Raw genomic sequence first — 21,809 nt, forward strand, 5'->3', positions numbered from 1 at the left:
CTGCCCCACGCATCGCTGTGACGGCTAATCGCTACGCGCAGCGATCTCCAGGTCGTTCCTGACCTCGACGACGTCTTCCATGGCCATAGCCAGGGTCTCGGCCTCGCGGTACTCGACGATGGATTCCACCTCACCCCGGAGATGCGCGATACCATCCTGTACATCGATTTCAATGGCGCGGAACCCATCGCGCCCCGCGAGTTCTTCCCTGAGCATGCGCTCGGCGCGTGCATCGTTCTCCGCGGAGCCTTCGATCTCACCGTCGCCCGCGGTCGTACCGCCCGTCCAGGATTCGCGCGGCTTGCCGTACTCATCGTCGTAGTCGACGTCGTTCGCCGTCACCTCGGGCTGCTCGCTTCCCGGCCTGCGCTCGGCTTCCTTGTCGCGCACCATCTGCTGCACGTCCGGCTGCGCACCCTCCGGTGTGTCCGGGCGATCAGAACACGCCGCCAGCGGTGCTGCCAGCAACGTGACGAGGCATGCGGTGCGCAGGATTCTATTCCTGTCGGCGAATTCATAATTCATAAATATCTCCTTGAAATATAGAGCTTCCGGCTCGGCGTAAGGCACGGCTCGGGATCAGCCGAAGAAGAACTTCCCGTGCCCGGAGAGCGCCTCCTCGGATACGCGGCGGCCGGTCGCCAGCGCCTTGCCGGCCTCCCACAGGTATTCGAGCCGGCGCGCGCCCTTGCGGTCCCAGTACTCCGCACGCTCGGGATCGACCTCGAGCAGCACCAGGCTGGGATCGTCGGGGCCCTCGGGGAACCATGGCCGCCATGCGGGCTGCCACAGTTGCCGGATGCGCGCGGGCTCTTCGCTGACGGAGGCCGTGCCCGAAACGGCCAGGTAAGTGCCGTTGCCCTGCATGACGACGGAGACCCTCGGGTCCATCGCGACCTCAGCCGTCTTGGCGGAGCGGTTACTGGTCGCAAAGCGCAGCACCGCGCCATCGCTCTCCGCGATGGCCATCGGCCGGGCATGCAGTGTGCCGTCGCGTGCCACGCTCACCAGCATGGCATGATCGAACTGCTGCAGAAGGTCCTCGAATCGCTGGATGTCGTGGTCGTCAGCGATCATCTAGTGATTCTGCAGCCAGTCCCTGGTGCCCCCTTCGTAGTCATAGACTTTCTCGAAACCGGCCTGGTCGAGTTTCCGCGCCGCTGTGGGCGACGCATCGCAATCCTTGCTCGCACAGTATAGGACGACCTTCCGGTCCTTGCCGCCGGCGACCTTCTCGACGTCCTTGGCGAAATCGTCATCCTCGTGCGGGATATTGATGGACGTCCTGATGTGCGCGTCCCGGAACGCCTCGCGGGGAAGCACGTTAATGAGCACGAAGTCTTCCTTCTTCTGCTCGTTCATTTTTTCCAGTGTCTCTCTGCTGATGGGCTGCATGAAGCCCCCGATTTTTCTTGCATGTACCTATATTCGTTGCATGTGAGCCGCGAGAGTTCCGTCTGATTTCCCGGCGCCAGGGTGGCACGCTACTTGCTTCACGCTACTTGCTTCGTAAACGCTAGGAGATGCTGCAAGAGGAGTTCACATGCTCGACATGAAAGACAAAGTTGCCATTGATCCCGCCCCGGTCGACGTTGGCGCGCGCTTCCGCTCCAGGGCCGCCGCCGAACGCGCCGTGCGGGAGCTCGCGGCGCAAGACATCGCACCCGCTCAAGTCGAGATCCTGGAAGGCCAGGGCCACATGCGGGTCGCGCGGAGCGCTGAGAAGCGCGCCACGCGCACGGCACTGATTCGCTGGCACGCGTTGCTTGGCGCGGCCGGACTCCTGGTCGGCGCACTCTGCTGGCTGTTCGCCTGGTACGCGCGCCTGCCGCTGGTGCTGGCGATGCCCGGGCTGATGCTGTTTGTCGCGGTCGCATTCGGCGTGGTGGCCGGATTGTTGCTGGGCGGGCTGCTCTCGATCCGCCCGACCAAGGGCTGGCTGGCGGCGGCGGCACGCGACGATGCGCGCGCTGGCGACTTCCCGGTCGTGGTTCACGCGACGGACCGCAAGCAGGCACACAAGGCGCGCGAAATACTCGCCGCGGCGGAAGGGGATCCGTACCTGTTCGGCGCCGGGTCGTAGTTCGCGCCCGATCGGCTAAAATCAGGGGCCAGGCAAGGAGCGCTGAGGCCCGATGCTGCAGGCCCTGATCTATTGTGACGATGCCGAGACCGTGGTCCCCCTTTCCGATACGTTCCGGGAAGCAGGGTATGCGGTCCAGGTCGCGACCACCCTGAAGGACCTGCGCGGGGCGCTGCTGCGGGATCCGCCAGACATGGCGCTCGTCGACTACGACATCCTCGAGCCCGACACGATGGAGTTCCTTGCATCGGGCCAGCTCGGCCGGATCGTCAAGCTGCTCTTGATGACTGACGACCCCCGGCTCTCCAGCGCCGTACGCGGCATGCACCTGGGGGCCGCCGACTACCTGGCGAAGCCCATCGATCCGGCGCGGCTGCACCAGGCGCTCGGCAGGATCAAGGCCGCGGTGACGCAGCCCGACCCGTCCGCCACGGAGGACATCCTGCTGGCCGAGCGCCATGGGATGCAAGGGGAATCGCGCCCGATGCAGCGCCTGTTCCGACTGCTGCGCAAGGTGGGTCCGACTGACATGACGGTGCTGTTGTGCGGCGAGAGCGGCGTCGGCAAGGAACTTGCGGCACAGGCCATCCACGGCTTCAGCAAGCGGCGGGAGGGGCCGCTGGTGCCCGTGAACTGCGGGGCCATCAGCCCGGACATTCTCGAGAGCGAGCTCTTCGGCCATGAGAAAGGCAGCTTTACCGGCGCCAGCAGCAAGCACGTCGGTTTCTTCGAGCGTGCCGAGGGCGGCACCCTGTTCCTCGACGAGATCACGGAAATGTCGCCCCCGCTCCAGGTCAAGCTCTTGCGGGTGCTGGAATCCGCCGGGATTCGGCGGGTTGGGGGCGAGCAGGAAATCCCGATCGACACGCGGGTGGTAGCGGCGACCAACCGCGATCCGGACGAGGCCGTCCACGACGGAACGTTGCGGGAGGACCTGTATTATCGCCTGGCTCAATTCCCGATCCGGATCCCTGCGCTGCGCGAACGCGGCGAAGACATCGGGCTGCTGGCAGACACATTCCTCGCCGCAATGAATGCGGCCAATGGCACGGCGAAAAGCCTTTCCGACGAGGCGTTGGAACTGCTGCGCCTGCATGAGTGGCCGGGCAATGTGCGTGAACTCAAGAACACCATGGCCCGGGCCTTCGTGCTGGCGGACGACAGCATTCGCCCCGACGACCTCCCCGCCCGCATCATCGACCCCGACCCGAACCAGGGGGACTACCTGCGCGTCCGTGTCGGGCAGCCACTGGCCGAGGTCGAACGGCGCACCATCCTCGCCACGGTGTCTCACTTCGGGGATGACCGCAAAGCCGCGGCCGAGGCACTCGGCATCAGCCGGAGGACTCTCTATTCCAAGCTGAAAAAGTACCGCTCTTCGTAGCCGTCCGGCACGTTTCCTGCACACAAGCAGGTAATTCAATCATCGAGCGAGCGGTAAGCGGAATGCGCGCAAGTACTCTATTCGGCATGCCCGTCGTGGACCGGCACGGCCGGCCACTCGGCACGGTCAGTGATCTCCTCCTGGACGACCCGGCCCCGGCCACCATCTGCTACCTGCTGGTTAACACCGCGCCCGCGGAAGGCGCCGCGTGCCGTACCGTGGCCGTGCCATGGAGGCTCGTTTCCCCCGGCGAGCAAGGGGATGCCATCAAGCTTGGCGTCAGCGGCGAGGCGTTGCGGCAGATGCGCGACATCCCGCCGCCTGCAGGACGGCCGCCGCGGAAATAGTTTCCTACCCGCGGGAAAATTCTTCTGCGCTCGTACCGTGAATTCCCGGTGACAGGGCTATGTAGAGCCGGGGCAACCCCGGAAAGACGTTGGCACAGTGATTGCATCATTTCCAGGTGACGGATCACCGTGACGGGATCGCCGTGACGGATGAACACCGACTTTGGCTTGGAATCGAATAGGGAGAATCTGATGCTTGGCTGGGCACTCGCATTTTTCATCATCGCCCTCATCGCGGGGTTCCTGGGATTCGGCGGCATTGCCGGCTCCGCTGCGTGGATAGCGCAAATCCTGTTCTTCATATTTCTCGCTCTACTGGCGGTGTCGCTGTTGGCCCGCCTGGTCGGGCCACGCTCCGGGCCCCGCGTGTGAACTGCATTGCGAACCACAGCACAGCGCGCCGGAGAACGGCGCTTTCGGCCACCAACAACCAAAGGAAACGCCAACCATGAATCTGTTGCACAGCGCACGTGAAACCAGTAATCCCAAAGTGGCCGCATGGCTGATGGTGGGGTTGTTCCTGGCACCGTTGCCCGCGATCACCTCGACGTCGGCGGCCGATGTAGGCGCCGATGAAGCCGGGAAGTCCACCGAACAAATTGCGGAAACGGTGCGCGATACTGCAGCGGACGTACGCATCCACCTGGCGCTCGAAACCAAGCTCGCTGCAAGCGACACCCTCAGCGCGTTCGAAATCGACACCGATGTCAAGGACGGCGTGGCCTATCTCGAAGGCGCGGTGGAAAGCGAAGCCCGCAAGGAACTTGCCACAGAGCTCGCCCGGTCTGTCGAGGGCGTCCGCACGGTGCGCAACGGCCTGGTCGTCGACGGCGGGGAACCCGGCGTGCTCGAACAAATGCAGGACACGGCGCGGGACGCTGCCTTGACGACACGCGTGAAGGCGCGCCTGCTGGCCAGCGACAACACTTCAGGGCTTGCGATTTCGGTCAGTAGCGAAGACGGCGTGGTCACGCTTGGCGGCGCAGTCGCCTCCGAGGCCGAGAAGGAGCTGGCAGAAGTGATCGCAGCTAACACCGGCGGCGTCGCCGAAGTGCGCAACAAGATCGACCTCGAGAAGAAGTGAGGACACTGGCGGTCCGCCCGCCTCAGTCGAAGGGGTTGCGCAGGACGATGGTCTCGGCCCGGTCGGGCCCGGTGGAAATGATTTCGATCGGCACGCCCACCACCTCTTGCAGGCGGTCGAGGTATGCGCGCGCGTTTTCGGGCAACTCCTCGTACCGGGTCAGGCCGACCGTGGAGCTTTTCCACCCCGGCACGTCCTCGTACACGGGCACGATCTCCGCATACTGGTCGGCGGCCAGCGGCGGCGTCTCCACCAGCTTGCCGCCCACCTCGTAACCCACGCAGATGCGGATGGTGTCGATGGCGTCCAGCACGTCGAGCTTGGTAATGCACAGCCCGGAGACGCTGTTGAGGGCGATGGACCGCCGCAGCGCCACGGCGTCGAACCAGCCGCAGCGCCGGGCGCGGCCGGTGACCGAGCCGAACTCGTGCCCGACGCGGGCGAGATGCTCGCCCATCTCGTCGAACAGCTCCGTCGGGAACGGCCCGGCGCCCACGCGCGTGGTATAGGCCTTGACGATGCCAAGCACGTGGTCGATGGCGCGCGGCCCCACCCCGGCGCCGGTGCAGGCGCCGCCGGCGGTCGTGTTCGAGGAGGTGACGTAGGGATAAGTGCCCTGGTCGATGTCCAGCAGGGCGCCCTGTGCGCCCTCGAACAGCACGTTGCTGCCGGCGCGCCGATAGTCTTCGAGCAGGCTGGCGACGTCCGCCATCATCGGCAGGATCCGTTCCCCCTGCACCAGCAGGGTCTCCAGGGTCTCCTGGAAATCCACCGGGTCGCGCTGGAAATAGCGCTGCAAAACGAAATTGTGGAAGTCCAGCACCTCGCCCAGCTTGGCGGCGAAGCGCTCGCGGTGCGCCAGGTCGGAGACACGCAGCGCGCGGCGCGCCACCTTGTCCTCGTAGGCCGGACCGATGCCGCGACCGGTGGTGCCGATCTTGGCCGCGCCCTTGGCATGCTCCCGGGCTGCATCCAGCGCCACGTGGGAGGGAATGATCAGCGGGCAGGCCGGGCTGATGCGCAGCCGCTCCGCCACCGGCACGCCGTTTGCCGTGAGTTCGTCGAGCTCGCCCAGCAATGCCTCAGGCGAAACCACGACGCCGTTGCCGATGAGGCAGGCCACGCCCTCGCGCAGGATGCCGGACGGCAACAGGCGCACGATGGTCTTGCGTCCCTCGATGACCAGCGTATGTCCGGCGTTGTGGCCGCCCTGGAAGCGAACCACTGCGGCAACCCGGTCGGTCAGGAGGTCGACGATCTTGCCCTTGCCCTCGTCACCCCACTGGGTGCCGATAACCACCACGTTCTTGCCCACGGGCGGAGCCCTCCCCTCGTTCAGTTCAGGAACGCACGAAATACAGCAGCACCACGCCCGCCACGATGCTGGCGAGGCCCGCGAGACGCAGCTTGTCGTCCGGCATCTGCGCCAGCATGGCCATGGCGCGGCGCGATCCGCGCGGGTTGGCGAAGGGCAGCAAGCCCTCGATCACCATGACCAGCGCGACGGCCGACAACAGGTCGGTCCAGTTCATGGCGCCAGGGCGCTCCTCAGGGCCCTGCGCCGCCGGCCGGATCCTTGAGGAAGCGGAAGAACTCGCCGTCCGGCGCGATCACCAGCATGTCGTCGCCGCGCCCGACCGCCGTGCGGTAGGCCTGCATGCTGCGCCAGAACTGGAAGAAGCCCTGGTCGCGATTGAAGGCCTCGGCGTAGATGTCGGCCGCACGGGCGTCGCCGGCACCGCGGATACGCTGCGAGTCGCGCTGCGCCTCGGCGATGATGATGGTGCGCTGGCGGTCGGCGTCCGAACGGATGCGCTCCGCCGTCTCGGCGCCCTCGGCGCGCAGCTGGGCCGCGACGCGGGCGCGCTCCTGGCGCATGCGGTTGAACACGCTCTCGCTCACATCCGGCGGCAGGTCGAGCGTCTTGACGCGCACGTCCACGATCTCGATGCCCAGCTCGCGCGCGGTCACACCCGCGGTGTCCATGAGCTCGTTGACGACATCGGAGCGATCGGCCGTCACGACCTCCTGCACCGTCTGGCGCGCAAACTGCGCGCGCAGCCCGTCCTTCATGATTTCCAGCAAGCGGCTGGTGGCCAGGCGCTCGTCACCGGCCGTGGCGCGGAAATACTGGCCCACGTCCACGATGCGCCACTTGACGTAGAAGTCCACCCGCAGGTTCTTCTTCTCCGCCGTCAGGAAGGGCTCGTTGGGGTTGTTGCGGGTCAACACGCGGTTATCGAACTTACGCACGGTGTTGACGAAGGGCATCTTGAAATGCAGCCCCGGCTCGAAGTCCATTCGCACGATTTCGCCGAAACGCAGCTTGATGGCGTACTCGCGCTCATCGACCGTGAATACGGACATCGACAGCAGCAGCGCGGCCGCCGCGACGGCCAGGATCAGGGTAGTGGTCTTGGCACCCATCAGCGAGTCCCCCTCGAGCGCAGGTCGGTTGTCGGCGTGGGCGACGTTTCCGTCTGGCGCAGCGTATTCGGCTGGCCCTGGTCGGCCGGGTCCACCAGGCGGGTGGCACTGCCACCCGAGCGCTTCAGCAACTCTTCGATGGGCAGGTACATCAGCGTCCCGCTGCCCTCGGCGTCGATGAGCACCTTGGCCGAGTTGCCGAGCACCTGCTCCAGCGTCTCGTAGTAAAGGCGCTGGCGCGTCACTGCGGGCGCGCGCTGGTACTCCGTCAGCAGCGCGATGAAGCGGTCGCTTTCACCTTCCGCCTCCGCGATCACCTGGGCGCGGTAGGCCTCGGCGCTTTCCAGCAGCCTGGCGGCGTTACCACGGGCCCGCGGCACGACGTCATTGGCATACGCTTCCGCCTCCAGGGCCAGGCGATCGCGATCCTCGCGCGCCTTGATGGCGTCCTGCACGGCCGCCTCGACCTGGGAGGGGAAGTTGGCGTCCTCGAGGTTCACCGAGGTGATCTCGATGCCGGCGCCGTAGGCGTCCAGCGTGGACTGGATGATCTCGCGCGCGCGGGCAGCGACCTCGGCGCGGCCCTCGGTGAGCACGAAATCGAGCGTGCTCTTACCCACCACCTCGCGAATGGCGGTCTCGGTCACCTCGCCGAGCGTCTCCTCGGGGTTACGCACATTGAACAGGAAGGCCTGGGCGTCGGTGCGCCGGAACTGCACCCGCAGGTCGACGCTGACGATGTTCTCGTCCGAGGTCAGCATGCGCGTGGAGTGGTTGAAAGAATCCACCTGGGAGACGTTCACCGTCTCGACGCGCTGGAAAGGATACGGGAGATGCCAGTGCAGGCCCGGCAGGGTGGTCTTCTGGTAGGCGCCGAACTGCAGCACCACGCCGCGCTCCGCCTCGTCCACCTGGTAAAAGCCCGACAACAGCCACAGCACGATCGCGGCCGCAGCCACCAGGCCGATGCCGGCGCCTGCCGCACCGCCGCCGGAACCACCGGAGCGGCCTTTGCCGCCGAACACCCCCGAGAGCTTCCGCTGCAGGTCGCGTACGACCTTGTCCAGGTCCGGCGGCCCTTCTTTGCCACCGCCCGCGTTCCAGGGATTACCGCCCTTGCCAGGTTCGTTCCAAGCCATGATGTTCCTTCGTTGATTGTGACGCGCGCAGAGCGCCGCGCTCAGGCCACTGTCCGCGATTGTAGGGATGCGCCGGAGCCCTCACAAGGACGGGACCGGATACGGCTACGACTCAGACCAGTATCCCGGCAGAATCGTTCCAGCGCCACCTTCGGGGCCTCCAGCTCGATGTCCCACCCGCCGGCCTCGTCCCCGGTCTCCCTCCGCACCATCTCCGCGCCATAGAGTTTCGCCCGCATGCCGCCTTCCGATGCATCGAGATGGACCGTGCCGCTGACCCGGCCCTCGCCGAAATAATCCCTCAGCGTCTCGATCAGCAGGTTGATGCCGGCGCCGGTGCGTGCCGACACGCGCACCGAGCGTACGCGTCCGTCCTCGTCGCGGGTGAGGCCGGGGATCTCGCCCGCCTCGTCGATCTTGTTGTAAACCAGTAATTGCGGCAGGTCCTCGGCGCCGATTTCGGCCAGCACCCGGTTGACGTGCTCGACGCGCTCGTCGCGCAACGGGTCTGCACTGTCCACCACGTGCAGCAGCAGGGCCGCGTCCCGCGTTTCTTTCAGCGTGGAGCGGAACGCCGCCACCAGCTCGTGCGGCAGGTCGCGCACAAAGCCCACGGTATCGGCCAGCACGAGTTCGAGACCGGGCCCGAGCTGCAGGCCCCGCAGCGTCGGATCCAGCGTGGCGAACAGCTTGTCAGCCGCATAGACCTCCGCCTCCGTCAGGCGGTTGAACAGCGTCGACTTGCCGGCGTTGGTATAGCCCACCAGCGCGATCGTCGGCACCTCGGCCTTGGCGCGCGTGCGCCGCCCCTGCTCGCGCTGCTTGTCCACCTTCTCCAGGCGGCGGGTGAGCATGCGGATGCGGTTGGCGAGCAGGCGGCGGTCGGTCTCGAGCTGGGTCTCGCCCGGCCCGCGCAGGCCGATGCCGCCCTTCTGCCGCTCCAGGTGGGTCCAGCCCCGCACCAGGCGCGTGGACAGATGGCGCAGCTGCGCCAGCTCCACCTGGAGCTTGCCTTCGAAACTGCGCGCCCGCTGGGCGAAGATGTCGAGAATCAGGCCGGTGCGGTCGAGCACGCGGCAACTCAGCGCCTTCTCCAGGTTGCGCTCCTGGCTGGGCGACAAGGCATGGTTGAACAGCACCAGGTCCGCACCCGTCTCGCGGATGAGCGCAGCCAGCTCCTCGGCCTTGCCGGAGCCGATGAAATAGCGTGGATCCGGGGCGGCCCTCGTGGCAGTCAGCCGCGCCACGACGGTGGCGCCGGCCGAAACCGCCAGGCGCTCGAGTTCCTCGAGTTCCTCCGCGGAAGCACGGCCGCCGAATCCGATCTGTACCAGGATGGCACGCTCGCCGTGCCCCGGACGTTCGAACAACCGATTCTCCCGCGCTAAGCCTTAGTCGCCAGCGACTTCGTCCAGCTCGTCGTCGCCGCTGGTGATGCGCACGTTGCGCGAGGGCACGACAGTGGAGATGGCATGCTTGTAGACCATCTGGCTCACGCTGTTCCTGAGCAACACGACGAACTGGTCGAAAGACTCGATCTGCCCCTGCAGCTTGATGCCGTTCACCAGGTAGATGGAAACCGGCACTTTTTCCCTGCGCAGGGCGTTGAGGAATGGATCCTGCAGCGACTGTCCTCTGGCCATTGAATGAACTCTCCGTGGCGGGCCAGTCATTATTCCGGGAGTTCCCTCCGCCGGCGATGCACGGACAGGCCCGAGCCCGTGCACCCAGCGCGAAATCTTATCATACCGGTGCCGACTCGCCGCTGCCGGGCGAGACCCACCCGGCGGCCAGCCCAAGCGCCTCCGCCGGCCCCTGCAGCCAGTGCAGGCCCGTCTCCGCCCGTAACCAGGTCATCTGCCGCTTCGCCAGCCGGCGCGTTGCCGTGACGGCGGCCGCCACAGCGTCATCCACTTCGCTCTCGCCCGCCACGGCCGCCCAAAGCTGGCGGTAGCCGACGGCACGAATCGAGGGCAGACCCGGGTGCAGGTCGCCGCGTGCATGCAGCTGCTCCACCTCCTGCAGGAAGCCGGCGGCCATCATTGCCGCGAAACGCGCTGCGATGGCCTCGTGCAGCGCAGTCCGGCTGGTCGGGGCGAGCCCGAGTTTCAACAGTCGCCAGCCCTCCAGCGGGCAGTCGCCGGCGGCCTGGAGCTCGGAGAGCGGCCGGCCGGTCAGCCGCCACACCTCGAGCGCACGCTGGATACGTTGCGCGTCGGCGGGCTGGATGCGCGCCGCCGCCATCGGGTCGACCCGGTGCAACTCGGCATGCAGCGCCGGCCAGCCGCGAGCGGCAGCGTCGCGGTCGAGCTCGGCGCGCACCACCGGGTCCGCCTGGGGCAACTCCGCCAGGCCCCGCTGCAACGCGCGGAAATACAGCATGGTGCCGCCGACCAGCAGCGGCACGCGCCCGCGGGCCCGAATGTCACGCATGGCCTCGAGCGCGTCGCGGCGGAAGCGCCCCGCCGAATAAGCCTCTGCGGGGTCGAGCAGATCGACCAGGTGATGGGGAATCTCGGCGCGCAAGGCCGCCGCAGGCTTGGCGGTGCCGATATCCATACCGCGGTAGACCAGCGCCGAATCGACGCTCACGATCTCCACCGGCAGCGCGCGTGCCAGCTCCAGGGCAAGCCCGGTCTTGCCCGATGCCGTAGGCCCCATGAGCAGGATGGCCGGCTCGAGCTCCAAGTCGATCCTCAGCGCCCGCGCAGGAACAGCTTGTCGAGCTCCGCCATGCTGAGCTGGGTCCAGGTGGGGCGGCCGTGGTTGCACTGGTCGGCGCGTTCGGTCCGCTCCATGTCCCTGAGCAGGGCGTTCATCTCGGCCAGCGTCAGCTGGCGATTGGCGCGCACCGAGCCGTGGCAGGCCATGGTGGCGAGCACCTCGTTCATGCGCTCCTCGACCCGCCGGCTGCTGCCCTGCTCCGCGAGGTCCGACAGCAGGTCGCGCAGCAGCGACTCGGCGTCGGCATTGGCCAGCAGGGCCGGCAGCTGCCGGACGACGACGACGTCGGGACCGCGCCGGTCGATGACCAGCCCGACGGCCGCCAGCGCTTCCTGCATGGCTTCCGCCAGCTCAGCCTCCTGGGGCGACACCCGCACGCTCAGCGGCACCAGCAGGGGCTGCCCCGCGGCCGCGTCGCCGGAGAGGGCGTTCTTGAGGCGCTCGTACAACACCCGCTCATGCGCCGCATGCATGTCGACCACGACTAGGCCGGCGCGGTTCTGCGCCAGGATGTACACCCCGCCGAGCTGGCCGACGGCGTAACCGAGCGCCGGGCTGTCGTCTTGCGGCGCGGGGGCAGCGCCGGCAACCGGCACGGTCGCGGCACGTGGATGTGCGCCCGCGTCCGGCTGCGTCGGCTCCGGCGCATCGCGCACCGCCAGCGGCATGGCGCCCTGGTGCGGCCGTTGCCAGCCGGAAGCCTCGGCGCCCGGGGCGCTGAACCGGGGGGTCGCCGGCGGCGGCGCGCCCACCCCGGCCGCGGGGCGCGTGCCCGCCAGGGCACTTTCCACCACCTTGTAAATGAAGCCATGCATGCTGCGCGCATCCCGAAAGCGCACCTCGTGCTTGGTCGGGTGCGCGTTGACGTCGACCAGCGCGGGATCCATTTCCAGGTACAGGACGTAAGCCGGGTGACGCCCGTGGAACAGGACGTCGGCGTAGGCCTGGCGCAGCGCATGCGTGACCAGCCGGTCGCGGATCATGCGTCCGTTGACGAAGAAATACTGCAGGTCGGGCTGCGAGCGGGAAAAAGTCGGCAGGCCGAGCCATCCGGACAATCTCAGCCCTGCCGCGCCGTACTCGACTTCCATCATGTGCGCCGCGAAGGTTTCCCCGCACAGCTCGGCGACGCGCCGCGCACGCGCAGCAGCGTCCGGCGCCGGGCGCAGCTCGAAGAGCGCCCGGCCGTCGCGCCGCAGGCTGAAACCGGCATCGAAACGCGACAGCGCCAGGCGGCGCGCGACGCGCTCCACGTGGCCGGCCTCGGTGCGCTCGCTACGCATGAAACGCCGCCGCGCCGGGGTGTTGTAGAACAGGTCGCGTACCACGATCGTCGTGCCGCTCGGGTGCGCGGCGGGCGCAGGCGCCGCGAGGCTGCCCCCGTCCACTTCCACCGTCCAGGCGGCCTCCGCCCCCGCGGCCCGCGACGTCATGGTCAGGCGCGACACCGACGCGATGCTCGGCAGCGCCTCGCCGCGAAAGCCCAGCGTACCGACACGCTCGAGGTCTTCGAGGCTGGTGATCTTGCTGGTGGCATGGCGCGACAAGGCAAGCGCGAGCTCGTCGCGCGGGATGCCGTTGCCGTCGTCGCGCACCAGGCAGCGTCGCAGCCCGCCACCCTCGATCTCAAGCTCCACGCGCCCGGCGCCGGCGTCGAGGCTGTTCTCGACCAGCTCCTTGATGACGGACGCCGGGCGCTCTACCACCTCGCCGGCGGCGATCTGGTCGATCAACTGGGGGGGAAGCTGGCGGATGGGCATGGGCCCACTAGGATACGGGAAACCCCGCAGCGCGACAGTCCCCACCGAGCGCGCGGCGGCTACCCGCCGGGGATGGTCAGCACCTGTCCGACGCGGATGTTGTCCCCGCGCAAACCGTTGTGGCGTCGCAGCGCCGGCACGCTGGTGTTGTAGCGGGTGGCGATCGCAGACAGCGTATCGCCACGCGCGATCACGACCTCGCGCGGCCCCGGCGCGCGCTGACGGTTGTGCGCGACCCAGGTGCCGGGCGGCGGATTGCGGTAAAAGTATTCGCGGATGCCGCTCACCAGCGCGGCCGCGAGCTGCTCCTGGTAGCGCTTGTCGCGCAGGCGCTTCTCCTCGTCATGGTTGGAGATGAACGCGGTCTCCACCAGGATCGAGGGGATGTCCGGTGCCTTGAGCACGGCGAAGCCGGCCTGCTGCACGGAAGCCTTGTGCAGACGGTTCACCGCGCCGAGACGCTCGAGCACGAACTCGCCGACCTCCAGGCTCGCGCCGATGGACGCGTTCTGCGACAGGTCGAGCAGCACCGAGGCCAGCAGGTCGTCCTTGTCGTCCAGGCTGACACCGCCGACGAGGTCGGCCGCGTTCTCACGCGCAGCCAGCCAGCGCGCCGCCTCATCGGTGGCGCCCTTGCTGGAGAGCACGTACACCGACGACCCGTGGGCCTTCGGGTTCTTGAAAGCGTCGGCGTGCACCGAAACGAACAGGTCGGCCCCGAGCAGGCGCGCCCGTTCGACGCGCTGCCGGAGGCTGAGGAAGTAATCGCCCTCGCGCGTCATCACCGCGCGCATGCCGGGCTCACGGTTGATGCGCTCGGCGAGCTTGCGTGACACCGCCAGCACCACGTCTTTCTCATAGGTTCCGCGCGGGCCGATGGCGCCCGGATCCTCGCCGCCGTGGCCGGGGTCGATGGCGATCACCAGGTCGCGCTCGCCTTCATTCGCACGCACGACCGGCGTCCGCAGCTGCGATTGCTGGTTGTCGAGCTCGATGATCAGCCGGTGCCCGTAACGCCCTTCGGGCCGGACGAGGAAGCTCCGCGGCTTCGCGCTCGACGCGAGGTCCAGCACGATCCGCGCCTCGCCGTCGGCCTTGTTCGCGCCTCGCACCGCCTGCACCAGCCCGGTGCCGCCGGGCATCTGGCCCAGCCCGGCGCCAAGGCGCGCCGGCTTCAGGTCCACGACCACGCGCGCAGGGTGATCCAGGGTGAACAGCTTGTGCCCGACCGGGGCCGACAGGTCGAGGACGACGCGGGTGGCGTTCGGCCCCGCCCACAGGCGCACGTCCTGCACCAGCACCTCGGCTCTTGCGACCGTGGCCAGGAACAGCGTCGCCAGCAGCAAGCCTTTTAGAATATTCCTCGACATTTCCAACAGTTTGGTTGGATTTCGGGAACCAACTTTAACCACAGCCGGGCGCCGAAGGCAATAACTTTCTTTAGAAACAGGCTGCTGCGAAGGAAACTTAGGGGTGATTCTTTGGCGGGACCGGCGCAGCGGGAGCAGGCTCCAGGGCCGCGAGCACGGGCTCTCCCCGGGATGAGCCTGCCTCGCAGCGAGCGCAACGACCCTCCCCTTCGTACTCGAGCGCGACCCTTATATCTGCGCCCGGAAGCCGGTCGCCACCCTTCCCGGCCCACTCCACCAGCACCAGGGCGCCGGGGTGGAGCATGTCCGGCAGCCCCAGGTAGTCCAGCTCCGCTGGGTCGGCAAGTCGGTACAGGTCGAGGTGAGCCACCTCGCAACGCGGGAGCTCATAAGGCTCAAGTAACGTGAACGTCGGGCTGCGCACCCGTCCCGTATGGCCGAGGCCGCGCAACAGCCCGCGCACCAGGGTGGTCTTCCCCGCCCCCAGCGGCCCCTCGAGGTGCACCACCAGGGGCGCCTGCCGACAGGCGTCGGCCAGCCGTGCCGCCAGCCGGCTCCCCAGCGCCTCGGTGGCGGCGGCGTCAGGCAGGTGGATGCGCAGCACGCGGGTTGACCCAGGGCCGGACATGTTGCAGCAGGTCACCGGCCGCGAGTCCGCGCTCGCCGTGTGCGGCGGCGTCATCGGCGGCCAGGGCATGCACCAGGACCCCGGCGCAGGCGGCGCGCTCCAGGTCCTGGAGCTGCGCCGCGAGCCCGCCGATGAGCCCGCTGAGCACATCGCCCATGCCGCCGCTCGCCATGCCGGGATTGCCGGCGCCGCACAGCCAGGGCACGGGTCCGGCACCAGCCACCAGCGTACCGGCGCCTTTCAGCAACACGACGCCGCCGAAACGCGACTGCAGGGCACGCAACGCCGCGGGCCGGTCGGCCTCGACCTCGGCGGCAGTGCTGTCCAGCAGCCGCGCGGCCTCGCCGGGGTGCGGCGTCAGGACCCCGCGGGAGATGCGGCGCGGATGCTCGGAGAGCAGGTTCAGTGCGTCGGCGTCGAGAATGCAGGGCAGGCCGCTGTCCAGCGCGACGGCCAGCAGCTCCTGCGCCCATCCCGAGCGACCCAGGCCCGGCCCGGCGACGAGCACGGTGGCACGCTCCAGCAGCGGTTCGAGCTCGCGCGGTCCCTCCACGCCCCGGCACATCAGCTCGGGCTGGGCAGCGAACATGGCTGCGGCGTGAGCGGGCCGCGTGGCCACGCTGACCAGGCCGGCGCCGCTGCGCAGCGCGGCGCGGCCGGCGAGCAGCGCGGCCCCGCCCATGCCATGGTCGCCCCCGACGACCAGCACGTGGCCGAACCGGCCCTTGTGGGCGTCGCGCTCCCGCGGCCTGAGCCACTCGCCGAGGCAGGCGGGTTCGAGCCGGCGCGCGGCTGGCTCCAGCCCCGCCTCGAGTCGCTGCGGCACGTCGAGATCGGCAAACAGCACCTCGCCGGCGCAGGCGCGGCCGCGCCCGGTGAACAATCCCAGCTTGAGACCGATGAAACAGACCGTGACCGTCGCGCGCACGGCCACGCCGAGTATGCGCCCGGTGTCCGCATGCAGGCCGGTCGGGATATCCAGCGCCAGCACCGGACGCCCGTCGGCGTTCACCGCCTCCACGACCTGCGCATAGCGACCTTCCAGCGTCCGGTCGAGCCCGGTGCCGAGCAGGCCGTCCACCAGCGGCCCGTCGCCGGGCAGAGGTCCGTCACCCGCCCAGGGCTCGATGACGCCGCCAGCCGCCAGGTAGTCCGCGCAGGCCGCCGCGGCGTCGCCCCGCAGCGTCTCCGGCGCCGCCAACCCGACCACCCGTGCGGCCAGGCCGCATTGCATGGCGCGGCGCGCCAGCACGTAGCCGTCCCCCGCGTTGTTGCCGCCACCGCACAGCACAGCCACATCCCGTGCCGCCGGCCAGCGCTGCAGCAGCGCATCCAATGCCGCGCGGCCCGCGCGTTCCATGAGTTCCCGCCCCGCAATGCCATGCGTCTCGATGGCACGGCGATCGAGCTCGCGCACCTGCGCGGCGGTCCACAGTTCCCGGGGCATGGCTGACATGCGCCGGATTATACTGCCGCGCATGGAGAGTCTGGTCCGGCAGGTCAAGGACTGGGGCCGCGAGCTCGGCTTCGGCGCGGTCGGCGTCGCGCGTGCGCCGCTGCCCGACGACGAGGCCTGGCTGAAGCGCTGGCTGGCGCTCGGGCGCCATGGCGGCATGGCGTGGATGGCGCGCCACGGCACACGCCGCAGCCGCCCGGCAGAGCTGCTGCCGGGCACCGTGACCGTGATCTCCGTCCGCATGGACTACCTGCCGCCGGACGCAACGCCGCCGGAGCAGGTGCTGTCAGACCCGGGCCTGGCCTACGTCTCGCGTTACGCCCTCGGCCGGGACTACCACAAGGTGTTGCGCAAACGGCTGCAACAACTCGCGGACCGCATGACTGCGGCGGTCGGCCCCTTCGGCTACCGCGTGTTCACCGACAGCGCCCCGGTGCTGGAAAAAGCCCTGGCGCGCGACGCCGGGCTGGGATGGATCGGCAAGCACACCAACCTGCTCGCGCGCGACGCCGGCAGCTGGTTCTTTCTCGGCGAGATCTACACCGACTTGCCGCTCCCGGCCGATGCACCGCCCGGCGCCCACTGCGGCAGCTGCACCGCCTGCATCGACGCCTGCCCGACCGCGGCCATCGTCGCGCCCTACGAGCTGGATGCGCGCCGCTGTATCTCTTACCTCACCATCGAGCACGACGGGGCCATCCCCGAGGAATTTCGCGCCGCGATGGGCAACCGCATCTACGGCTGCGACGACTGCCAGCTGGTCTGCCCCTGGAACCGCTATGCGCAGGCTGCCGCCTCGCCCGACTTCAAGGTCCGCGCCGGACTCGACGCGCCGGTACTGGCGGAGCTGTTCGGCTGGTCGGAGGAAGAGTTCCTGGCGCGCATGGAGGGTTCGGCGATCCGACGTATCGGCTACCAGCGCTGGCTGCGGAACATTGCCGTGGCCCTGGGCAATGCGGCGCCCGACGCCGCCGCGCGGCAGGCACTGGAATGCCGCCGGCACGATCCCTCGCCGCTGCTGCGCGAACACGTGGCATGGGCCCTGGAGCGCCATGCCGCGGCAGGGGAGCGTTGAGTTCGCGCCGCTTTGCACACAGAATGGCGGGCAAAGCCCGAGCGCCCGGGCGGGAGGACAAAGGGATTGGACTTCGTCGATGCGCCTGACATCAGGCACTTCCTTTCCGGCCTGCAGTTGTTCAACGGCGTGGACATCCGCTCGGTCGGCCCCTTCCTGGCGCGCACCCGTCGCCGCGACGTGCGCGCCGGCGAGGTGCTGCTGGCGCCCTCCACCACCAACTCGCGCGTGTTCGTCATCCTCTCGGGTGCGCTCGAGGTCCGCCTGGGCACGCTGGAAAGCGAGCCGCTGACGGTCCTGCAACCGGGCCAGTGCGCCGGGGAAATGTCCATCATCGAGGAGAAACATCCCTCCGCCTGGGTGGTGGCGGCGCGCGACTCGCACCTCATGGTGATCGAGCAGGACATCCTCTGGCGCATGATCAACGTGTCGCACGCCTTCGCCCGCAACCTGCTGGTGATCCTGTCCTCGCGGGTGCGCTCCGACAACCAGGTCATCCTCGAGAACGCGGGCATCCTCAGGGAGTTCGAAAAGCACGCCGTGACGGACGCACTGACGGACCTGCACAACCGCCACTGGCTGGAGAACATGTTCCGGCGCCGGCTGGAGCGCTGCCTGAAGGACGAGACGCCGACCGCGATGGTGATGATCGACGTCGACCAGTTCAAGAAATTCAATGATCGCTTCGGGCACGTGGCCGGCGACCGCGCCTTGCGGCTGGTGGCCGAGACGCTGCGCAACCATTTCCGCCCCGGCGACATGGTGGCGCGGTTCGGCGGCGACGAGTTCTGCATCCTGCTGCCGGGCGCGGACAAGGAAGCAGCGCGGACCTGTGCCGAGCGCGCGCGCTGGTCTGTTCTCAAGGCGACCGACGAGGATCCCGGCGCCCCCAAGGTGACGCTGTCGGCGGGGGTCGCGGAGGCCGAGCCCGGGGATACGCTCGAGCACCTCATCGCGCGCGCGGACGACGCCCTGTACCGCGCCAAGATCGGCGGCAGGAACCAGATCGCGATCTAGCAGGGGCTCAGGCGGCCTGGACGGGGATGGTGTCGCCGGTGCGCGTGACGCGGTTGTCCTCGTCGAGGTAGACCAGCTTCGGCTTGTGCAGGCGCGCTTCCTGCTCGCTCATGCCGCCGTAGGCGCAGATGATCACCCGGTCGCCCGGCCGTGCCTTGTGCGCGGCGGCCCCGTTCACCGAGATGACGCGCGAACCGGCCTCGGCGCGGATGGCGTAGGTGGTGAAGCGCTCGCCGCCCGTGACGTTGTAGATCTGGATCTGCTCGTACTCCATGATCCCGGCGAGCTCGAGCAGGTCCGAGTCGATGGCGCACGAACCCTCGTAGTCGAGCTCTGCGTGAGTCACGCAGGCCCGGTGTAGCTTGGCCTTGAGCAAAGTCAGCTGCATCGGTTCCTCCTTCCCACGCAGGGACCGGATCTAATCCAGGTCGACGAGCAGGTTGTCGATCAACCGTGCCCGCCCCAGCTTGGACGCCGCCAGCACGACGAGGTTCCTGTCGTTGCCGTTCGGCGTCCCGAGATCATCCTGCCGGCGCACCTCGAAGTACTCCGGGGACATTCCGGCTGACCGAATATTGTCCATGCCGGCCTGCTGTAATGCAACAAAGTCTCGTTCTCCCCGCCGCAGCGCGTCGGCCGCGGCCTGCAGGGCGCCGTGCAGGGCGGGTGCCACGCGGCGCTCCGCGGCGCCGAGGTAGCGGTTGCGGGAGCTCATGGCGAGCCCGTCGGCCTCGCGCCGCGTGGGGACGCCGAGGATCTCCACGGGAAAGTCCAGGTCCGCCACCATGCGACGCACGATGGTCAGCTGCTGGTAATCCTTCTGCCCGAATGCGGCCAGGTCCGGCTGCACCAGGTTGAACAGCTTCGCCACCACCGTCGTCACCCCGGCGAAATGCCCCGGCCGGCTGGCGCCGCAAAGAAGGTCCGCCAGCCCCGGCACTTCCACGCGCGTCGTGCCCGTGCGGCCTGAGGGATACATCACCGCCTCGGGGGGCGCGAACACCAGGCTGCAAGCCGAGCCTTCCAGCCGGGCCAGGTCGTCCTCCAGGGTGCGCGGATAGGCGGCGAAATCTTCGCCCGGACCGAACTGCAGCGGATTGACGAAGATGCTGACCACGACCCGATCCGCTGCTGCTGCCGCCGCATGCACCAGGTCGAGGTGTCCCTGGTGCAGGTTGCCCATGGTCGGGACGAATGCAACCCGCGCGCCGGCGCGCCGCCAGTCCGCCAGCGTGGCCCGCAGGCCGCACCCGTCGCTGACGACCGGCAGGCCGCTCACGAGAAGCAGTGCTCCGGCGCCGGGTAGCTGCCGTCCTTCACCGCGGCGACGTAACGTGCCAGCGCGTCCTGCAGCCCGTCCGCGCCGGCAAGGAAATCCCTGGCGAAACGCGGCTTCCTGCCGGGCGTCACGGAGAGAATGTCGTAGAGCACCAGGATCTGGCCGTCTACGGCCGGACCCGCCCCGATGCCGATGACCGGGACGCGCAACGCCGCAGCGATGGCCTGGCCCAGCACGGAGGGCACGCACTCCAGCAGCACGATGTCCGCGCCCGCTTCCTGCAGCGCATGCGCATCCTTCACCATCTGCTCGGCCGCCGCCTGCTCTCTCCCCTGCACCTTGAAGCCGCCGAGCTTGTGGATCGACTGCGGCGTCAGGCCGATGTGGGCGCACACGGGGATGTCGCGCGAGGCGAGGAACTCGACCGTGCGGACCTGCAGTTCGCCACCCTCCAGCTTGACCATGGCGGCGCCGCCCTCCTGCATCAGCCGCACGGCGTTGGCAAAGGCAGGCTCCGGCAGGCTGTAACTGCCGAAAGGCATGTCCGCCACCAGGAAGCCGCGCCGCAGTCCGCGCGTCACGCAACGGGTGTGGTAGACCATGTCGTCCATGGTCACCGGGACCGTCGTGTCGTGACCCTGCACGACCATCCCGAGCGAATCGCCCACCAGCACGAGGTCGGTGCCTGCGGCGTCCACCGCAGCGGCGAAGCTGGCGTCGTAGGCGGTGAGACAGGCGATTTTCTCGCCTTCCGCTTTCATGTGCCGCAGGGTGTCGAGCGTCACCGGTTTCTCGGCGCGCGCGCGGTCCTGCAGGTGGCTGTACATGGTCATGGCGCGACCCCCCTCGTTCGCTCGCCGGCCAGCATGGACAATTCGTCCGTCAACATCAATCGGCGCTCAGCCGGCGACGCCGAAGGGCGTCGGGTTGTAGTACTGGCGACCCCCTTCCATGGCGCGGATCCGCTGCAGCAGGTCCTGGTAGTCCGCCTCGCGCCGCACCGGGTCGATGGTCGCGGCGTTCACGATCAGCAGCGGCCCGGCATCGTAGCGATGGAAGAAATCCATGTAGGCCTCCGACAGCCGGCGCAGGTAATCCGGGCGGACCTGCTGCTCATAGGCGATGCCGCGGCGCTGCACGCGGTCCACCAGCACCTCCACCGGCGCCTGCAGGTAGACCACGAGATCGGGCGTCGGCGCATCCAGGGCCAGCCCCTGGTACACCTGCTCGTAGAGACGGTATTCCTCGTCGGGCAACGTCAGCCGCGCGAAGATGCGGTCCTTCTCGAGCAGGAAATCGGCCACGCGCCCGCCCGCAAACAGGTCGGCCTGGCGCATCTCCTGTGCCTGGCGCGCGCGCTGGAACAGGAAATGCAGCTGCGTCGGCAGGGCGTTCGCCGCGGGATCGCGATAAAAGCGCTCGAGAAAAGGGTTCTCCTCCGCCTGCTCGAGCACCAGGTCGAACTGCAGCGTCTCGGCCAGGCGGCGCGCCAGCGAAGTCTTGCCGACACCGATGGGGCCCTCGATGGCCAGGTAGCGCAGTTGCCGCGGCATCAGGGCTCCTCCCGGCGCAGGCCCGTGGCGTCTGCCGCCGCCGCCAGTGCGGCCACGCTCTGCCCGTCCGGGAGATGCAGGCCCGGCGCCACCTCGGCCAGCGGCACCAGCACGAAGGGACGGCTGCAGATCCCGGGGTGCGGCAGGGTGAGCGCATCGGATTCGATCCGCGTGTTGCCGTACGCGAGCAGGTCCAGGTCCACGGTGCGCGGCCCCCAGCGTGGACCCTCGCGGCGGCGCCCCTGTGCATCCTCGATGCCCTGCAGCGCTGCCAGCAGCGCCTCCGCCGGCAGGCGCGTCAGCAGCCCCGCCACGGCGTTCAGGTAATCGGGCTGGTCCTGCGGCCCCATGGGCGGGTTGTGATAGCGGCCGGACAACGCGACCAGCCGTGTATCCGGCAGTGCCGCGAGTGCCTCCAGGGCCATGGCCAGCTGCGCCGCAGGGTCGTCCAGATTGCTGCCCAGGCCGACGTAGGCAGGCATG

The 21,809-nt window shown here is 68.6% G+C and carries 26 protein-coding genes; 7 read left to right on the forward strand and 19 right to left on the reverse strand.

The window, feature by feature from the left end:
• Positions 1–24: 24 nt before the first annotated feature.
• Genes G8346_RS07255 through G8346_RS07265 form a run of 3 tightly spaced genes read right to left on the reverse strand, consistent with a single transcriptional unit; the run spans position 25 to position 1,395 of the window.
• Entirely contained in the window at positions 25–525 is a 501-nt protein-coding gene (locus G8346_RS07255) for a BON domain-containing protein (protein ID WP_166049726.1), read from the reverse strand.
• A gap of 54 nt (positions 526–579) precedes the next feature.
• Positions 580–1,077: a pyridoxamine 5'-phosphate oxidase family protein gene (locus G8346_RS07260; RefSeq protein WP_166049728.1), complete on the reverse strand. Its 498-nt coding sequence runs from the start codon at positions 1,075–1,077 to the stop codon at positions 580–582.
• Positions 1,078–1,395, reverse strand: a complete 318-nt coding sequence (locus G8346_RS07265) for a rhodanese-like domain-containing protein (RefSeq protein ID WP_166049730.1) — start codon at positions 1,393–1,395, stop codon at positions 1,078–1,080.
• A 148-nt stretch (positions 1,396–1,543) separates the two neighbouring features.
• Here G8346_RS07265 and G8346_RS07270 point away from each other — a divergent pair, with 148 nt between their 5' ends.
• The 5 genes from G8346_RS07270 (at position 1,544) to G8346_RS07290 (ending at position 4,898) form a co-directional block, all read left to right on the forward strand.
• Positions 1,544–2,083: a hypothetical protein gene (locus G8346_RS07270; protein WP_166049732.1), complete on the forward strand. Its 540-nt coding sequence runs from the start codon at positions 1,544–1,546 to the stop codon at positions 2,081–2,083.
• 52 nt (positions 2,084–2,135) lie between these two features.
• Entirely contained in the window at positions 2,136–3,467 is a 1,332-nt protein-coding gene (locus tag G8346_RS07275) for a sigma-54 dependent transcriptional regulator (RefSeq protein WP_166049734.1), read from the forward strand.
• A 62-nt stretch (positions 3,468–3,529) separates the two neighbouring features.
• The gene (locus tag G8346_RS07280) at positions 3,530–3,814 is read left to right on the forward strand and encodes a PRC-barrel domain-containing protein (RefSeq protein WP_166049736.1); all 285 of its coding nucleotides are present in this window, start codon (positions 3,530–3,532) and stop codon (positions 3,812–3,814) included.
• Between the two features lie 192 nt (positions 3,815–4,006).
• Entirely contained in the window at positions 4,007–4,186 is a 180-nt protein-coding gene (locus G8346_RS07285) for a DUF1328 domain-containing protein (protein WP_166050593.1), read from the forward strand.
• 76 nt (positions 4,187–4,262) lie between these two features.
• Positions 4,263–4,898, forward strand: a complete 636-nt coding sequence (locus G8346_RS07290; protein ID WP_166049738.1) for a BON domain-containing protein — start codon at positions 4,263–4,265, stop codon at positions 4,896–4,898.
• A 22-nt stretch (positions 4,899–4,920) separates the two neighbouring features.
• Here the strand turns inward: G8346_RS07290 and G8346_RS07295 are convergent, their stop codons facing one another.
• The 11 genes from G8346_RS07295 to G8346_RS07345 form a co-directional block, all read right to left on the reverse strand.
• Positions 4,921–6,213, reverse strand: coding sequence for an adenylosuccinate synthase (locus tag G8346_RS07295; protein ID WP_166049740.1), 1,293 nt, complete (start codon positions 6,211–6,213; stop codon positions 4,921–4,923).
• Positions 6,214–6,238: 25 nt separating this feature from the next.
• The gene (locus G8346_RS07300) at positions 6,239–6,430 is read right to left on the reverse strand and encodes a DUF2065 domain-containing protein (protein ID WP_166049742.1); all 192 of its coding nucleotides are present in this window, start codon (positions 6,428–6,430) and stop codon (positions 6,239–6,241) included.
• A gap of 16 nt (positions 6,431–6,446) precedes the next feature.
• Positions 6,447–7,325, reverse strand: coding sequence for a protease modulator HflC (gene hflC, locus G8346_RS07305; RefSeq protein WP_240901362.1), 879 nt, complete (start codon positions 7,323–7,325; stop codon positions 6,447–6,449).
• Complete coding sequence (hflK, locus tag G8346_RS07310) at positions 7,325–8,464, reverse strand: FtsH protease activity modulator HflK (protein WP_166049744.1); 1,140 nt, start codon at positions 8,462–8,464, stop codon at positions 7,325–7,327. The genes hflC and hflK overlap by 1 nt, the downstream gene beginning before the upstream one ends.
• Positions 8,465–8,505: 41 nt before the next feature.
• Positions 8,506–9,834, reverse strand: a complete 1,329-nt coding sequence (hflX, locus tag G8346_RS07315; protein ID WP_166049746.1) for a ribosome rescue GTPase HflX — start codon at positions 9,832–9,834, stop codon at positions 8,506–8,508.
• 21 nt (positions 9,835–9,855) lie between these two features.
• Positions 9,856–10,107: an RNA chaperone Hfq gene (hfq, locus tag G8346_RS07320; protein WP_166049748.1), complete on the reverse strand. Its 252-nt coding sequence runs from the start codon at positions 10,105–10,107 to the stop codon at positions 9,856–9,858.
• 100 nt (positions 10,108–10,207) lie between these two features.
• Complete coding sequence (gene miaA / locus G8346_RS07325; RefSeq protein WP_166050597.1) at positions 10,208–11,125, reverse strand: tRNA (adenosine(37)-N6)-dimethylallyltransferase MiaA; 918 nt, start codon at positions 11,123–11,125, stop codon at positions 10,208–10,210.
• Between the two features lie 35 nt (positions 11,126–11,160).
• On the reverse strand, positions 11,161–12,948 hold the full coding sequence (mutL, locus tag G8346_RS07330; RefSeq protein ID WP_166049750.1) for a DNA mismatch repair endonuclease MutL: 1,788 nt from the start codon (positions 12,946–12,948) through the stop codon (positions 11,161–11,163).
• A gap of 59 nt (positions 12,949–13,007) precedes the next feature.
• The gene (locus G8346_RS07335; RefSeq protein WP_240901363.1) at positions 13,008–14,294 is read right to left on the reverse strand and encodes an N-acetylmuramoyl-L-alanine amidase; all 1,287 of its coding nucleotides are present in this window, start codon (positions 14,292–14,294) and stop codon (positions 13,008–13,010) included.
• A gap of 121 nt (positions 14,295–14,415) precedes the next feature.
• Entirely contained in the window at positions 14,416–14,922 is a 507-nt protein-coding gene (gene tsaE / locus G8346_RS07340; protein WP_370520558.1) for a tRNA (adenosine(37)-N6)-threonylcarbamoyltransferase complex ATPase subunit type 1 TsaE, read from the reverse strand.
• Complete coding sequence (locus G8346_RS07345; RefSeq protein ID WP_166049756.1) at positions 14,900–16,402, reverse strand: NAD(P)H-hydrate dehydratase; 1,503 nt, start codon at positions 16,400–16,402, stop codon at positions 14,900–14,902. Before G8346_RS07345 ends, tsaE begins: the two co-directional genes overlap by 23 nt.
• Before the next feature lie 22 nt (positions 16,403–16,424).
• Between G8346_RS07345 and queG the strand changes: the two genes are divergently transcribed.
• A complete protein-coding gene (queG, locus tag G8346_RS07350; RefSeq protein ID WP_240901364.1) occupies positions 16,425–17,477 on the forward strand; it encodes a tRNA epoxyqueuosine(34) reductase QueG in 1,053 nt (350 codons plus the stop codon).
• Positions 17,478–17,543: 66 nt separating this feature from the next.
• Entirely contained in the window at positions 17,544–18,494 is a 951-nt protein-coding gene (locus G8346_RS07355) for a diguanylate cyclase (RefSeq protein WP_166049761.1), read from the forward strand.
• A gap of 7 nt (positions 18,495–18,501) precedes the next feature.
• On the opposite strand, the gene panD is transcribed toward G8346_RS07355, so the two are convergent.
• From panD to folK, 5 genes are all read right to left on the reverse strand, one after another.
• Positions 18,502–18,882 (reverse strand): aspartate 1-decarboxylase, encoded by a 381-nt coding sequence (panD, locus tag G8346_RS07360; RefSeq protein WP_166049763.1) that lies wholly within the window; start codon positions 18,880–18,882, stop codon positions 18,502–18,504.
• 30 nt (positions 18,883–18,912) lie between these two features.
• On the reverse strand, positions 18,913–19,764 hold the full coding sequence (panC, locus tag G8346_RS07365; protein ID WP_166050599.1) for a pantoate--beta-alanine ligase: 852 nt from the start codon (positions 19,762–19,764) through the stop codon (positions 18,913–18,915).
• Between the two features lie 5 nt (positions 19,765–19,769).
• On the reverse strand, positions 19,770–20,606 hold the full coding sequence (panB, locus tag G8346_RS07370; RefSeq protein ID WP_370520559.1) for a 3-methyl-2-oxobutanoate hydroxymethyltransferase: 837 nt from the start codon (positions 20,604–20,606) through the stop codon (positions 19,770–19,772).
• A gap of 66 nt (positions 20,607–20,672) precedes the next feature.
• Entirely contained in the window at positions 20,673–21,326 is a 654-nt protein-coding gene (locus G8346_RS07375) for a deoxynucleoside kinase (protein WP_166049765.1), read from the reverse strand.
• Positions 21,326–21,808: a 2-amino-4-hydroxy-6-hydroxymethyldihydropteridine diphosphokinase gene (gene folK / locus G8346_RS07380; RefSeq protein WP_166049768.1), complete on the reverse strand. Its 483-nt coding sequence runs from the start codon at positions 21,806–21,808 to the stop codon at positions 21,326–21,328. The genes G8346_RS07375 and folK overlap by 1 nt, the downstream gene beginning before the upstream one ends.
• Between the last annotated feature and the right edge of the window lies 1 nt (position 21,809).

This window comes from Thioalkalivibrio sp. XN279, from assembly GCF_011089885.1.
In the GTDB taxonomy this organism is placed as follows: Bacteria; Pseudomonadota; Gammaproteobacteria; order Steroidobacterales; family XN24; genus XN24.

Bases quoted from the DNA above. Each gene is read 5' to 3' on its own strand.
- G8346_RS07255 (WP_166049726.1), bottom strand. From the start codon at position 525: ATGAATTATGAATTCGCCGACAGGAATAGAATCCTGCGCACCGCATGC.
- G8346_RS07260 (WP_166049728.1), bottom strand. From the start codon at position 1,077: ATGATCGCTGACGACCACGACATCCAGCGATTCGAGGACCTTCTGCAG.
- G8346_RS07265 (WP_166049730.1), bottom strand. From the start codon at position 1,395: ATGCAGCCCATCAGCAGAGAGACACTGGAAAAAATGAACGAGCAGAAG.
- G8346_RS07270 (WP_166049732.1), top strand. From the start codon at position 1,544: ATGCTCGACATGAAAGACAAAGTTGCCATTGATCCCGCCCCGGTCGAC.
- G8346_RS07275 (WP_166049734.1), top strand. From the start codon at position 2,136: ATGCTGCAGGCCCTGATCTATTGTGACGATGCCGAGACCGTGGTCCCC.
- G8346_RS07280 (WP_166049736.1), top strand. From the start codon at position 3,530: ATGCGCGCAAGTACTCTATTCGGCATGCCCGTCGTGGACCGGCACGGC.
- G8346_RS07285 (WP_166050593.1), top strand. From the start codon at position 4,007: ATGCTTGGCTGGGCACTCGCATTTTTCATCATCGCCCTCATCGCGGGG.
- G8346_RS07290 (WP_166049738.1), top strand. From the start codon at position 4,263: ATGAATCTGTTGCACAGCGCACGTGAAACCAGTAATCCCAAAGTGGCC.
- G8346_RS07300 (WP_166049742.1), bottom strand. From the start codon at position 6,430: ATGAACTGGACCGACCTGTTGTCGGCCGTCGCGCTGGTCATGGTGATC.
- hflC (WP_240901362.1), bottom strand. From the start codon at position 7,325: ATGGGTGCCAAGACCACTACCCTGATCCTGGCCGTCGCGGCGGCCGCG.
- hflK (WP_166049744.1), bottom strand. From the start codon at position 8,464: ATGGCTTGGAACGAACCTGGCAAGGGCGGTAATCCCTGGAACGCGGGC.
- hfq (WP_166049748.1), bottom strand. From the start codon at position 10,107: ATGGCCAGAGGACAGTCGCTGCAGGATCCATTCCTCAACGCCCTGCGC.
- miaA (WP_166050597.1), bottom strand. From the start codon at position 11,125: ATGGGGCCTACGGCATCGGGCAAGACCGGGCTTGCCCTGGAGCTGGCA.
- mutL (WP_166049750.1), bottom strand. From the start codon at position 12,948: ATGCCCATCCGCCAGCTTCCCCCCCAGTTGATCGACCAGATCGCCGCC.
- G8346_RS07345 (WP_166049756.1), bottom strand. From the start codon at position 16,402: ATGTCAGCCATGCCCCGGGAACTGTGGACCGCCGCGCAGGTGCGCGAG.
- queG (WP_240901364.1), top strand. From the start codon at position 16,425: ATGGAGAGTCTGGTCCGGCAGGTCAAGGACTGGGGCCGCGAGCTCGGC.
- panD (WP_166049763.1), bottom strand. From the start codon at position 18,882: ATGCAGCTGACTTTGCTCAAGGCCAAGCTACACCGGGCCTGCGTGACT.
- panB (WP_370520559.1), bottom strand. From the start codon at position 20,606: ATGACCATGTACAGCCACCTGCAGGACCGCGCGCGCGCCGAGAAACCG.
- G8346_RS07375 (WP_166049765.1), bottom strand. From the start codon at position 21,326: ATGCCGCGGCAACTGCGCTACCTGGCCATCGAGGGCCCCATCGGTGTC.
- folK (WP_166049768.1), bottom strand. From the start codon at position 21,808: ATGCCTGCCTACGTCGGCCTGGGCAGCAATCTGGACGACCCTGCGGCG.